The sequence below is a fragment of the Streptomyces poriticola genome, assembly GCF_036689765.1.
GTDB lineage: Bacteria > Actinomycetota > Actinomycetes > Streptomycetales > Streptomycetaceae > Streptomyces > Streptomyces poriticola.
In genome coordinates, this window is sequence record NZ_JBAGKH010000029.1 from 63796 (window position 1) to 77596 (window position 13801).

General features: G+C 70.1%; 5 protein-coding genes and 1 tRNA gene. 1 reads left to right on the forward strand and 5 read right to left on the reverse strand.

Annotated elements, in window-relative coordinates:
• Nucleotides 1-208: 208 nt before the first annotated feature.
• The 3 genes from V5O46_RS26470 to V5O46_RS26480 all read right to left on the reverse strand — a co-directional run bounded on the left by V5O46_RS26470 (nucleotide 209) and on the right by V5O46_RS26480 (nucleotide 9590).
• Nucleotides 209-2983 carry a DNA translocase FtsK gene (locus V5O46_RS26470; RefSeq protein ID WP_332887222.1) on the reverse strand — a complete coding sequence of 925 codons (2775 nt, stop codon included), beginning with the start codon at nucleotides 2981-2983 and terminating at the stop codon, nucleotides 209-211.
• 129 nt (nucleotides 2984-3112) lie between these two features.
• A complete protein-coding gene (locus tag V5O46_RS26475; protein WP_332887223.1) occupies nucleotides 3113-3787 on the reverse strand; it encodes a response regulator in 675 nt (224 codons plus the stop codon).
• Nucleotides 3788-4109: 322 nt separating this feature from the next.
• A complete protein-coding gene (locus tag V5O46_RS26480) occupies nucleotides 4110-9590 on the reverse strand; it encodes a HAMP domain-containing protein (RefSeq protein ID WP_332887224.1) in 5481 nt (1826 codons plus the stop codon).
• 414 nt (nucleotides 9591-10004) lie between these two features.
• Between V5O46_RS26480 and V5O46_RS26485 the strand changes: the two genes are divergently transcribed.
• On the forward strand, nucleotides 10005-12758 hold the full coding sequence (locus V5O46_RS26485) for a SpoIIE family protein phosphatase (RefSeq protein ID WP_332887225.1): 2754 nt from the start codon (nucleotides 10005-10007) through the stop codon (nucleotides 12756-12758).
• Between the two features lie 109 nt (nucleotides 12759-12867).
• Here the strand turns inward: V5O46_RS26485 and V5O46_RS26490 are convergent.
• Together V5O46_RS26490 and V5O46_RS26495 are read right to left on the reverse strand one after the other, a co-directional pair.
• Nucleotides 12868-12943 (reverse strand) — tRNA-Thr (locus V5O46_RS26490).
• Nucleotides 12944-13027: 84 nt separating this feature from the next.
• On the reverse strand, nucleotides 13028-13690 hold the full coding sequence (locus tag V5O46_RS26495) for a DegT/DnrJ/EryC1/StrS family aminotransferase (RefSeq protein ID WP_332887226.1): 663 nt from the start codon (nucleotides 13688-13690) through the stop codon (nucleotides 13028-13030).
• Between the last annotated feature and the right edge of the window lie 111 nt (nucleotides 13691-13801).

The following is a 13801-nucleotide window of genomic DNA, read 5'->3' on the forward strand; positions in this document are numbered from 1 at the left end:
AACGGATGGAGCAACCGGGCGGTCGTACTTTGTACGCCATCGGAATGGCCCGGCACACCGATGGTGGGCTACCTGTTTGTCGCTTCCCTCAACTTGACGTACGGCCCAGGGAAACGGTTGCTCAATGATCCCTAACGGGTGGGTCACGAGAGCGACACGGCCGCCGTACGGTCGCCACCCGGCGAGCAGATCACCGTCGCCCGTTCCCCTACCCTTCAGGCTCCCCCCGGATCAGCGCGAGCACGCCATCCAGCTCGTCAGGCTTCACAAGAACGTCACGAGCCTTTGAGCCTTCGCTGGGTCCGACGATGTTCCGCGACTCCATCAGGTCCATCAGCCGCCCGGCCTTGGCGAATCCGACCCGCAGCTTGCGCTGGAGCATCGACGTCGATCCGAACTGTGTGGAGACGACCAGCTCGGCCGCCTGGCACAGCAGATCGAGGTCGTCGCCGATGTCCTCGTCGATCTCCTTCTTCTGCTTGGTGCCGACGACGACGTCGTCCCGGAAGACCGGCGTCATCTGGTCCTTGCAGTGCCGGACGACCTCCGCGACCTCCTCCTCCGTCACGAAGGCGCCCTGCATCCGTACCGGCTTGTTCGCGCCCATCGGCAGGAACAGCCCGTCGCCCTTGCCGATCAGCTTCTCGGCGCCGGGCTGGTCGAGGATGACCCGCGAGTCGGCGAGCGAGGAGGTGGCGAAGGCGAGCCGGGAGGGCACGTTCGCCTTGATCAGGCCGGTGACCACGTCGACCGACGGCCGCTGGGTGGCGAGCACCAGGTGGATGCCGGCCGCGCGGGCGAGCTGCGTGATCCGCACGATGGCGTCCTCGACGTCGCGCGGGGCGACCATCATCAGGTCGGCCAGCTCGTCGACGATCACCAGCAGATACGGGTACGGCTGGAGCTCGCGCTCGCTGCCCTCGGGCGACTCGGCCCTGCCCTCGCGCACCGCGCGGTTGAAGTCGTCGATGTGCCGGTAGCCGTAGGCGGCGAGGTCGTCGTAGCGCAGGTCCATCTCGCGGACGACCCACTGCAGTGCCTCGGCGGCCCGCTTGGGGTTGGTGATGATCGGGGTGATCAGGTGCGGGATGCCCTCGTAGGCGGTCAGTTCCACGCGCTTGGGGTCGACCAGGATCATCCGGACGTCCTCGGGGGTCGCCCGCATCATGACCGAGGTGATCAGGCAGTTGATGCAGGACGACTTGCCGGAGCCGGTGGCGCCGGCCACCAGCATGTGCGGCATCTTCGCCAGCGAGTGCATCACGTAACCGCCCTCGACGTCCTTGCCGAAGGCGACCAGCATCGGGTCGTCGTCCTCGGCGGACTCCGCGAGCCGCAGCACGTCGCCGAGGTTGACCATCTCCCGGTCGGTGTTGGGGATCTCGATACCGACCGCGGACTTGCCGGGGATCGGGCTGATGATCCGTACGTCCGGACTGGCGACGGCATAGGCGATGTTCTTGGTCAGCGCGGTGATCCGCTCGACCTTCACGGCGGGTCCGAGCTCGACCTCGTAGCGGGTGACCGTCGGGCCGCGGGTGAAGCCGGTGACCCGGGCGTCGACCTTGAACTCGGTGAAGACGGTGGTGAGCGAGTCGACGACGGCGTCGTTGGCGGCGCTGCGGGCCTTTCCGGGCCCGCCGCGGGTGAGCAGGTCCAGCGCCGGCAGGGAGTAGGTGATGTCGCCTGAGAGCTGGAGCTGCTCGGCGCGCGGCGGCAGCTCGCGCTCCTGGTCGGGCGGGGACTTGGTGAGGTCCGGGACCCCGGTGGCGAGCTTCTCCTGCCGTGGCCTGCCGGGCTGCCGCCGCTCCGGCTGCTCCGGCTGCTCCGGCTGCTCCGGCCGCGGACGGGCCGCGGGCACCGGGGTGGGCGTGGTCGACTCCCGCTCGCCGGTGTGCACGCCCTGGGTGAGGTCGGCGACCAGCGGCGAGGGCGGCATGCCGTGCAGCACGGCGCCGTCGAGCGCGGCGGCTGCGGCGGCTGCGACGTCCACGGCGTCCATCGGCCGGTCCATGTCGGGCTGCGGCACGGCGGAGCGCCTGCCCCGCCCGCGGCGCCGGGCGAGCGCCTGCTGCTCGGCGCCGTCGGGGTCGTAGGCCTCGGGGGCCGGCCCGCCGCGCCTGCGGGACCGGGCGGGCAGCGCCTGACGCCACTGCTCCTCGTACCGCTCGTCGTCCTCGGTGAACTCCTCGGCCTCGGGGTCGTGGACGAGGCCGAGCCGCACGCCGAGCTGCCGCAGCCGCTCCGGGACGGCGTTGACCGGAGTGGCGGTGACCACCAGCAGCCCGAAGACGGTGAGGAGCACCAGCAGTGGCACGGCGAGAGCGTCGGTCATCGCGTACGACAGCGGGGTCGCGGCGGCCCAGCCGATGAGACCGCCGGCGTCTCTTATGGCCTGCATGCCGTCCCCGCGCGCGGGCGAGCCGACGGCGATGTGGACCTGCCCGAGCACGCCGATGACGAGCGCGGACAGACCGATCACGATACGGCCGTTGGCGTCCGGCTTCTCCGGGTGCCGGACGAAGCGCACGGCGATGACCGCGACCAGGATCGGCACCAGCAGGTCCAGCCGGCCGAAGGCACCGGTGACCAGGATCTCCACCAGGCCGCCGACGGGGCCCTGCAGATCGGCCCAGGTGCCCGCGGCGACGATCAGCGCGACCGCGAACAGCAGCAGCGCGAGGCCGTCCTTGCGGTGCGCCGGGTCGAGGTTCTTGGCGCCCTGCCCTATGCCCCGGAAGACCGCGCCGACGGCGTGCGCGAGGCCGAGCCAGAGGGCCCGCACGAGGCGGTAGACACCGCCGGTGGGGTTGGGTGCGGGTGGCGGCGCGGGCTTCTTCGCCGCGGACTTCCTGGCGGGCGCCTTCTTCGGTGGAGTCTTCTTCGCAGCGGCCTTCTTCGCAGCGGCCTTCTTCGCCGGAGCCTTCGCGGGCGCCGCCTTCTTCGCGGGCTGCTTCCTGGCTGCGGAGGGACGTGAGGCCATGGGGGTGAGGTTACCGGTGGAGACGGCAGTGGACACGCGTGCCCACCGGTTCACCCGTTCGTGTCGTGCCAGCGGTGGACCGGAACTGACGCCTCCGCCAGGGCTTCTGACCTGTGGTCACCGGCGGCCTCAGTTGACCGCGGTCTGCCCTCCGGAGGAACCGGGTTCCAGAGCGTCCAGCGCCCGCCGCAGGCCGGTGAGTTTGCGCTCCAGATGGGCCGCCGTGGCCACCGCGGCGGCATCGGTCGACTCGTCGCCCAGCTGCTTGGACAGCGCCTCGGCCTGCTCCTCGACGGCAGCGAGCCGCGCCGACAGCTCGGCGAGCAGCCCGGCCGACTCCCTTGCCTCGCCACCCTCGGCCTTGCCGCCGCCCTCCAACTGGAGCCGCAGCAGCGCCGCCTGTTCCCGCAGCTGGCAGTTCTTCATATAGAGCTCGACGAACACCGAGACCTTGGCGCGCAGCACCCACGGGTCGAACGGCTTGGAGATGTAGTCCACCGCGCCCGCCGCGTACCCGCGGAAGGTGTGGTGGGGGCCGTGGTTGATCGCGGTGAGGAAGATGATCGGGATGTCCCGGGTCCGCTCCCGCCGCTTAATGTGCGCGGCCGTCTCGAAACCGTCCATGCCCGGCATCTGGACGTCCAGCAGAATGACCGCGAAGTCGTCCGTGAGCAGTGCTTTGAGCGCTTCCTCCCCGGACGATGCCCGCACCAGCGTCTGATCGAGCGCAGAGAGGATCGCCTCCAGCGCCAGCAGATTCTCCGGCCGGTCATCGACCAGGAGGATCTTGGCCTTCTGCACCATGGCCCGCCCTCCTCGCCCCGGCGTGGGGCCTCCCCTGTCCGCAGGACTCGGGGCAGCACCGGCGGGTGCCGCCCCGGGGGACGACTCCCTTGCGTCGCCCGTCCTTGTGCCGGTCATCGTAGCCGCACCCCGCTTGTCGCCACACCCTGTCACCGCGATGTCACTGTGCACGTAGCAGAAACGCTAGCGGGGACCAGAAGGTTCCCCGAATCCCGTCCTGCTACACGGCTTCGGGCACACCGGGTCGGCAACCGCGCGTGCGCACCGAACGTTCCCGCCGCGTTCCCGGGCACCACGTTCGCATGTCCTCCAAACGTACTGCTCACGCCCCCTGCATCCACTGCTCCATGACCGTCAGCAGATGGTCCGGGTCGACCGGCTTGGTCACGTAGTCCGAGGCACCGGACTCGATCGCCTTCTCCCGGTCGCCCTTCATCGCCTTGGCGGTCAGCGCGACGATCGGGAGTCCGGCGAACTGCGGCATCCGGCGGATCGCGGTGGTCGTCGCATATCCATCCATCTCGGGCATCATGATGTCCATCAGGACGACCGCGACATCCTCGTGCTGCTCCAGCACCTCGATGCCCTCGCGCCCGTTCTCGGCGTACAGCACCGACAGGCCGTGCTGTTCCAGGACGCTGGTGAGCGCGAACACGTTACGGATGTCGTCGTCCACGATCAGCACCTTCTGGCCACCGAAGTGAACGCCGCGCCCGGACGCCTCGGCGGGCTCCCGCTCCGCCGTCGGCCACTGCTCCTGCTGCGGGGCGGTCCGCGGCTCGGCCGGGGGCAGGGCGGCCTTGCGGCGGCGCCGGAACAGCGCGGCGGCGCCGTTCTGCGTCTCCTGGTACGACTTCACCTCCGCCGGCGTCTCGATCTCCAGGTCCGGCTCCCCGGCCGGCTCGGGCGCCGCGGCCAGCAGAACGGCCGACTCCAGCGGTGTCACCGGCTGCACATAGCCGTGCGGCGGCAGTTCGCTCGGGTGCAGCGGCAGGTACAGGGTGAACGTGGAGCCGCGGCCCGGCTCGCTCTGCGCATGGATCTCGCCGCCGAGCAGCTGCGCGATCTCCCGCGAGATGGACAGCCCCAGGCCCGTACCGCCGTACTTGCGGCTGGTGGTGCCGTCGGCCTGCTTGAACGCCTCGAAGATCACCCGCATCTTGCTGGCCGCGATCCCGATGCCGGTGTCGGTCACGGAGAAGGCGATCAGCTCCGCGTCCGCGTCGGTCAGCGAACCGGCCTCCAGCAGCTGCTCCCGGATGCGCTGCGGGACATCGTCCCGGGCCGGCCGGATCACCAGCTCCACCGCACCGGAGTCGGTGAACTTCACCGCGTTGGACAGCAGATTGCGCAGCACCTGCAGCAGCCGCTGCTCGTCGGTGTGCAGCGTGGCGGGCAGCTCCGGCGAGACCCGCACCGACAGGTCCAGGCCCTTCTCCGCGGTCAGCGGCCGGAACGTCGCCTCCACGTAGTCCACGAGCTGGACCAGCGCGATCCGGGTCGGGGAGACGTCCATCTTGCCCGCCTCGACCTTCGACAGGTCCAGGATGTCGTTGATCAGCTGCAGCAGGTCGGACCCCGCCCCGTGGATCGTCTCGGCGAACTCGACCTGCTTCGGGGAGAGGTTGCCCTCGACGTTGTCGGCGAGCAACTTGGCCAGAATCAGCAGCGAGTTCAGCGGCGTACGCAGCTCGTGCGACATGTTGGCCAGGAACTCGCTCTTGTAGCGCATGGAGACCGCGAGCTGCTCGGCGCGCTCCTCCAGCACCTGCCGCGCCTCCTCGATCTCGGTGTTCTTCACCTCGATGTCGCGGTTCTGCTGGGCCAGCAGCTCGGCCTTCTCCTCCAGTTCGGCGTTGGAGGCCTGCAGGGCCTTCTGCCGCTGCTCCAGCTCCTCCGACCGCTCCCGCAGCTGCTCGGTCAGCTCCTGCGACTGCTTCAGCAGCACCTCCGTCTTGGTGTTGACGGAGATCGTGTTGACGCTGGTCGCGATCATCTCGGCGATCTGGTTCAGGAAGTCCTTCTGGATCTGGGTGAAGGGGGTGAAGGAGGCCAGCTCGATCACGCCGAGCACCTGCCCCTCGAACAGCACCGGAAGGACGATCACCTGGGCCGGCGGGGCTTCGCCGAGCCCGGAGGAGATCTTCAGATATCCACTGGGCGCGTTCTCCACCAGGATCGTGCGCTTCTCCTGCGCGGCGGTCCCCACCAGCGCCTCGCCCGGCCGGAACGAGGTCGGCATCGAGCCCATCGAGTAGCCGTACGACCCCTGCATGCGCAGCTCGTACTGGTCCGCGCCGCCCGCCGCCTGCTCCTGGCCGTCGACGAGCGGCATGGCGAGGAAGAACGCGCCGTGCTGCGCCGAGACCACCGGGGTCAGCTCGCTCATGATCAGCGAGGCCACGTCCTGCAGGTCCCGGCGGCCCTGCATCAGCGCCGAGATCCGGGCGAGGTTGCCCTTGAGCCAGTCCTGCTCCTTGTTGGCGATCGTGGTGTCGCGCAGGTTGGCGATCATCTTGTTGATGTAGTCCTGGAGCTCGGAGATCTCTCCGGAGGCGTCCACATCGATCTTCAGGTTGAGGTCACCGCGGGTCACCGCGGTCGCCACGCGCGCGATGGCGCGGACCTGCCGGGTCAGGTTCCCGGCCATCTCGTTCACCGACTCGGTCAGGTCCCGCCAGGTGCCGTCGACGTCACGCACCCGTGCCTGTCCGCCGAGCTGGCCCTCGGTACCCACCTCTCGGGCCACCCGGGTGACCTCCTCGGCGAACGAGGACAGCTGGTCGACCATGGTGTTGATGGTCGTCTTCAGCTCCAGGATCTCGCCGCGCGCATCGATGTCGATCTTCTTGGTGAGGTCACCCTTGGCGATGGCGGTCGTGACCATCGCGATGTTGCGCACCTGACCGGTCAGGTTGGACGCCATCTGGTTCACCGACTCGGTGAGGTCCTTCCAGGTGCCCGCCACGCCCGGGACGTGCGCCTGGCCGCCGAGGATGCCGTCCGTGCCCACCTCGCGGGCCACCTTGGTGACCTGGTCCGCGAACGAGCTCAGCGTCTTCACCATGGTGTTGAACGTCTCGGCGAGCTGCGCGACCTCGCCGCGCGCCTCGATCGTCACCGTCCGCGTCAGATCGCCGTTGGCGACGGCCGCGGCCACCTGGGAGATGTTCCTCACCTGAACGGTCAGGTTCTTGGCCATCAGGTTGACGTTGTCGCTGAGGTCCTTCCAGATGCCCACCACGCCGGGCACATGCGCCTGGCCGCCGAGAATGCCCTCGGTGCCCACCTCGCGGGCCACCCGCGTCACCTGTTCGGCGAACGACGACAGCTGGTCCACCATCGTGTTGACGGTCGTGACCAGCTCCAGGATCTCGCCCTTGGCGTCGACGGTGATCTTCTTGGACAGATCGCCCTTGGCGACCGCGGTGGTGACCTCGGCGATGTTGCGGACCTGCATGGTCAGGTTGTTCGCCATGCCGTTCACCGACTGGGTGAGGTCCTTCCAGGTGCCGGAGACCCCCTGCACCTCGGCCTGGCCGCCCAGGATGCCCTCCGTACCCACCTCACGCGCCACGCGCGTGACCTCCTGGGCGAACGAGGACAGCTGGTCGACCATCGTGTTCAGGGTGTTCTTCAGCTCCAGGATCTCCCCGCGCGCGTCCACGGTGATCTTCTGGGAGAGGTCGCCGCGCGCCACCGCGGTGGCGACCTGAGCGATGTTGCGCACCTGGGCGGTGAGGTTGCCGGCCATGCCGTTCACCGAGTCGGTCAGGTCCCGCCACACCCCGGCGACACCGGGCACCTGGGCCTGCCCGCCGAGGCGGCCCTCCGTACCCACCTCCCGCGCCACGCGCGTGACCTGCTCGGCGAAGGACGACAGCTGGTCGACCATCGTGTTGATGGTGTTCTTGAGCTCCAGGATCTCCCCGCGCGCGTCCACGTCGATCTTCTGGGAGAGATCGCCGCGTGCCACCGCCGTCGTCACCTGGGCGATGTTGCGCACCTGGGAGGTCAGGTTCCCGGCCATCGAGTTGACGGAGTCGGTCAGCTCCTTCCAGGTGCCCGACACGCCGTCCACCCGCGCCTGGCCGCCCAGCCGCCCCTCGGTGCCCACGTCCCGGGCCATCCGGGTGACCTGGTCGGCGAAGCTCGACAGCTGGTCCACCATGGTGTTCACGGTGTTCTTCAGCTGGAGCATCTCGCCCGAGACGTCCACGGTGACCTTCTGCGAAAGGTCACCGTTGGCCACCGCCGTCGTCACCTGAGCGATGTTGCGCACCTGTCCGGTGAGGTTCCGGAACGCCGTGTTGACGGAGTCCGTCAGATCCTTCCATGTGCCCGCCGCGCCCGGTACCTGCGCCTGGCCGCCCAGCTCGCCCTCGACGCCGACCTCACGCGCCACACGCGTCACCTCGGCACCGAAGGCGGAGAGCTGGTCGACCATCGTGTTGACGGTGTTCTTGAGCTCCAGCATCTCGCCGGCCACGTCCACGGTGACCTTCTGCGACAGATCACCGTTGGCCACCGCCGTCGTCACGGCGGCGATGTCCCGCACCTGAGTGGTGAGGTTCCGGAACACGGTGTTGACGGAGTCCGTCAGATCCTTCCACGTGCCCGCCGCGCCCGGCACGTTCGCCTGTCCGCCGAGCCGCCCCTCGGCACCGACCTCGTTGGCCACCCGCGTGACCTCGTCGGCGAAGATCCGCAGCGTCTCGGTCATCTGGTTGATGGTGTCCGCGAGCTGCGCCACCTCGCCGCGGGCCGGGACGGTCACCTTCCGCGACAGATCACCGTTGGCGACCGCGGTCGTCACCTCGGCGATCCCGCGCACCTGAGCGGTGAGGTTGCCCGCCATGGTGTTGACGGAGTCGGTCAGCTCCTTCCACACACCGGCGACCCCGGGCACCCGCGCCTGCCCGCCGAGGGCGCCCTCGGTACCCACCTCGCGCGCGACCCGCGTCACCTCGGAGGAGAACGCGGAGAGCTGGTCCACCATCGTGTTGACGGTGTTCTTCAGCTCCAGCATCTCCCCGGCCACGTGAACCGTGACCTTCCGCGACAGATCACCCTTGGCGACCGCGGTCGTCACCAGCGCGATATCCCTCACCTGGGCCGTCAACCGGTACGCCATCGTGTTGACGGAGTCCGTGAGGTCCTTCCACGAACCGGACATACCGCGCACCCGGGCCTGACCGCCCAGCTTGCCCTCGGTGCCGACCTCGCTGGCCACCCGCGTGACCTCGTCGGTGAACGTCGACAGCTGATCGACCAGGTTGTTCACGGTCCGGCCGACCTTCAGGAACTCCCCGCGCAGCGGCTGCCCGGTCCCGTCGGCGGTCTGCGTCCGCAGCTCCATCCGGGGCGACAGATCACCGTCGGCCACCGCCGACAGCACCCGGCCGACCTCGGAGACGGGCCGTACGAGATCGTCGACGAGCGCGTTGGAGTGGTCGATCGCGGTCGACCAGGAGCCCTCGCAGGCCCCCGTCTCCAGCCGTTCCGTGAGTTTTCCCTCACGTCCGACCATGCGCCGCACCCGGGCCAGCTCGCCCGTCAGATGCAGATTGCGGTCGGCCACCTCGTTGAACACGGCCGCGATCTCCGACATCACGCCGTCGCCGGACACCGTGAGCCGCTTGCGGAAGTTGCCGTCCCGCATGGACACCAGGGCCGCCAGCAGCCGGTTCAGGGCAGCCGTGTCGACGCTGGTGGTCCCGCCCCGGGGCCTGCCCTGACTGCTCGGGGACTGTCCGCCCTTCGCGCGCGTCTTCGTGCCCCGCGTCGCTGCGCCAGACTCCACTGTGTCCCTCCCGCAGGGATCGACCGTCACTGCGGTGACCGGCATCACCACCGGGCGTACCCGTCACCACCGCGTATTTCCTGTACTACTGCGCGTTGTCCCGTACTGCTGAGCGTTCCGCCCGGCCTGCCGGGCTGCTGCTCCCGGGGCTGCTGCCCGTCGTACCCGGTCGGCACTCAGCCTGCCCGGACCTTCACCAGAAGCCTGCCCAGTGTTTCACCCATGCCGAACCAGGCCATAACAGTTCGGCAGCTTCGCACACCGTCCGCACACCCTCCGGACGGAAACACAGCAGACCGGCATCCGCACGGACGGCGAAGGTAAGTAACCTTGCATGCGGCTGTCCAGCCACGCCGGTCCGTCCGGCTGGGGGGTGGCACGGAGACGAGCGGGCATCGAAGGGGCGGCCGGACAATGACCACCGGACTGGTCCCGGGGGAGCAGCCCCCGGACCCCACGCCGACGGGCGGCCTGCCGCAGCAGCGGCGCGACCCGGTCGGCCACGACGCCGTGCCCGCAGAGAGAGGGTCGAGGAGTTCTGTGATCACCGCGCGCGCGGCTGCCAGCTTCGAGCCCGTCGGACGATCGGTCGCGAGCGCCCGCTCCTTCGTCCGCGACACACTCCAGGGCTGGGGCTACGCCGACATCGTCGACGACGCCGTGGTGCTCACCAGCGAGCTGGTGACCAATGCCGTGGTGCACGCCGGCACGGCTGCCGACGTCGCCTGCCTCCGCAGCGACGAGGGCATCCGGATCGAGGTGGCCGACCGCTATCCGGAGCGCGAGGTCCCGCTCCAGGGCTCGGCCGTCAACATGGGCAGCCCGGACCGCGAGGGCGGGCGCGGACTGCAGCTGTGCGCGGCACTGGCCACCCGCTGGGGCGTGGAGTACACCGCGACCCGCAAGAACGTCTGGTTCCAGCTCGACCTGCCCGAGCGCCCGGTCGGCACCCGCGCCGCCGGCCCCTGTCTCCCCGCCGACCTGCTGCCGCTCGCCGACGGCCGGGTCCGGGTCGCCGTCGTCCAGATCGACCGCAGCGGCGCCATCGCGGCGTGGAACGAGGACGCCGAGGAGCTCTTCGGCTACCCGGCCGATCAGGTCACCGGCAAGCCGCTCACCGACCTCGCAGCCTGGCCGCACACCCCGAGCACCGGCACCGGCATCGCCGAGGCCCTGCAGCTGTCCCGCTGGGAGGGCAGCTACGGCATCCGCGACGCGAGCGGCCGGGTCGTCCCGGTGTACGCATCCCACCTCCGCGTCCGCGACACCGGCGGCGAGCCGTCCACCGTCTGCCTGCTGGTCCGGGACCACGAGCGGGCGGTGCTGCAGACCCCGTTGCGCGTCCCGTCCCCCGACGCGTCCGCCTCCTCCGAGGCGCAGAGCACCGACCCGTTCGAGGTCTTCATCGGCTCCCCCGCCCCGGACGACCTCGACGGCCTGCTGCAGCGCACGGTGGAACGCGCCCGCGACATGCTCGACGGCGACGCCGCCTTCCTGCTCCTCGCCACCGACGACGAGACCGAGCTGGAGGTCCGTGCCTCCACCGGTCTGCCCTCCGCCCGTCAGCGGTTCGCCCGCGTCCCCGTCGAGGCGGGACCCGGCCGCTACGGCTCCGCCCGGATGCCGGCCGTCCACGAGGACCTCACCCTGGTGCCCGGCGCGGTCCCCCTGCTGAACAGCACCGGCATGCGCTCCGTGGTCACGGTCCCGCTCAAGGTCGAGGGCCGCCTCACCGGCTCCCTGGGCGTCGCCGCGGAGTCGCCGGCCCGCTACTCCAACGAGGAGGCCCTGCGCCTGCAGTTCGCGGCCGACCGCATCGCCCTGGCCGTCGAGTCGGCCCGCCTCGGGGAGCTGGAGCGGCTGCGCCGCGGCTCCCTCAGTTTCCTGGTCGAGGCCTCCGACCTGCTGGCCGGCACCCTGGACCGGGACCAGACGCTGGCCCTGATGGCCCAGATGACGGTCCCGACCCTGGCCACCTGGTGCGCCGTCTACACCATCGCCGACCAGGCCTCGGACCCGTACCTGTCCTATGTGCTGCACGAGGACGAGGAGCTCATCGACGGCATCAAGTCCCTCCTCTCCAAGATCGCGCCGCCCGATCCGGTACCGGCCCCGGGCGCCCGTGTCTGGACGGCCCCGGCCGAGGTCGCCCATCAGGCGGCGCTGCGCACCTCGATGCGGAGCCTCGGCCTCAGCGGCGGCCCCACCCACCAGGTGACGCCCGGCATCGGCCCGACGCTGGCCACGGCCTCCGCCGTCGGCGGCGAGACGGTGGTCCTGCCGCTGGTCGCCCGCAACCGCGTCATCGGCATGCTCACCCTCGGCAAGCCCACCGACGACCACTTCCGCCAGGAGATCCTGGAACTGGCCGAGGACCTGTCCCGCCGCGCCGCACTGGCCCTGGACAACGCCCGGCTCTACTCGGAGCGCACAGCCATCAGCCAGTCCCTCCAGCGCAGTCTGCTGCCGCCCGAGCTCCCGCAGATCGAGGGCGTCGAGGTCGAGGTCATCTACCGCGCGGCCGGCGAGGGCAACGAGGTCGGCGGCGACTTCTACGACGTCTTCCCCATCAGCGACGGCGCCTACGGCTTCGCCATCGGCGATGTCTGTGGTACGGGCCCGAACGCGGCGGCGGTCACTGGCCTGGCCCGGCACGCCCTGCGCCTGCTGGCCCGCGAGGGCCTCAACGGCCCGGCGGTCCTGGAGCGCCTGAACTCCGCGATCCTCGACGAGGGCGCCCGCAGCCGCTTCCTGACGCTTCTTTACGGCGAGATGCGCCCGCAGCAGGACGGCAGCGCCGAGCTGCGCGTGGTCTGCGCCGGCCATCCCCTCCCGCTCCGCCTCCGCCAGGACGGCACCGTGGCCCCGGCCGCCGAACCGCAGCCGCTCCTCGGCGTCCTGGAGGACCTGGAGCTGTACGAGCAGACCGTGATGCTCGACCCGGGCGACGTGCTGCTGTGTGTCACGGACGGCGTCACCGAACGCCGCGAGGGCACCCGCATGTTGGGCGACGACGGTCTTGTCGACGTGCTCACCACCTGCACGGGTCTGACGGCTGGTGCGGTGGCCGCCCGCATCATGCGCGCGGTGGAGCGCTTCGCCTCGGACGCCCCGTCGGACGACATGGCGATCCTGGCGATGCGGGTGCCGGAGCCGCACCAGGACTAGCGGGACGCCCCCTTCAGGGCACAGACAGGTTTACCGTACGGACCGGCTCAGGCACGGACCCGTTCAAGGAACAAAAAAGGCCCCGCCCGATCGGGCGGGGCCTTTTGGCTGGAGCCCCCAAACGGAATCGAACCGTTGACCTTCTCCTTACCATGGAGACGCTCTGCCGACTGAGCTATAGGGGCCTGTTGCCGTTCGGAGCTTCCCTCGCGGCAACGGAATAGATCCTACCCCGAACAGACTCGTGCTCCCAACCAGGGCGCCGTCCGTCAGAACGCCGACTGCAGAAGCCCCCCGAGGGCGTTGCACGCCGAGACGATCCGCTGCATGTCCCTCTTGGCCAACGACGCGTGGACGGGCAGTGCGAGGGTGTCCTCCGCAGCGTGCTCGGTCGCCGGCAGCGCCACACACCGCCGGAATTCGGGGAGTCGGTGCACCGGGGTCTTCACCGGCACCCGGCAGTCGACCCCCCTGCCCCGGACGGCCCTGGCGAAAGCGTCCCGGTCCGGCCGTCCGTTCCCGGGCACCCGGACGACGTACTGCTGGTAAGTGTGTCCACGGCCCGCCTCGGGCGGGTGGACCCCACGCAGCTTCGCGTCGAGGTAGGCCGCCCGCTGCCGGCGTTGTGCCGTCTCGTCGTGCGGTGCGTCGGTCTCCGCCTGCTGCAGCACCAGTAGTCCGTGACGCTGTCCGACGGCATGCAGCCGCTCCATGTCCGCGGGCCGACCGAAACGGTGCACGGCGACCATGGCCGCCGTACGGGCACCGACGGCCGCCTCGACGGCGGACGGATCGAGGCAGTACGTCACGGGGTCTATGTCCGCGAACACCGGCATCGCCCCGGCCTGGGCAACGGCCTCGGCGACCGCCACGTTCCCGAAGGCCGACACGACGACCTCGTCCCCGACTCCGACTCCTGCGGCCCTTAGCATCGCTGCGGTACCCATGATGTGGATGTTGGTTCTGGAACGTGAACTTCAGATGACCACGAACAAAAAAGGTCTGGTCCCGGAACGAAAGTTCCGGGACCAGACCCGAGAAGT

Coding starts and splice junctions, on each gene's coding strand:
- V5O46_RS26475 (WP_332887223.1), bottom strand. CDS start 3,787: ATGGTGCAGAAGGCCAAGATCCTCCTGGTCGATGACCGGCCGGAGAAT.
- V5O46_RS26485 (WP_332887225.1), top strand. CDS start 10,005: ATGACCACCGGACTGGTCCCGGGGGAGCAGCCCCCGGACCCCACGCCG.
- V5O46_RS26470 (WP_332887222.1), bottom strand. CDS start 2,983: ATGGCCTCACGTCCCTCCGCAGCCAGGAAGCAGCCCGCGAAGAAGGCG.
- V5O46_RS26495 (WP_332887226.1), bottom strand. CDS start 13,690: ATGCTAAGGGCCGCAGGAGTCGGAGTCGGGGACGAGGTCGTCGTGTCG.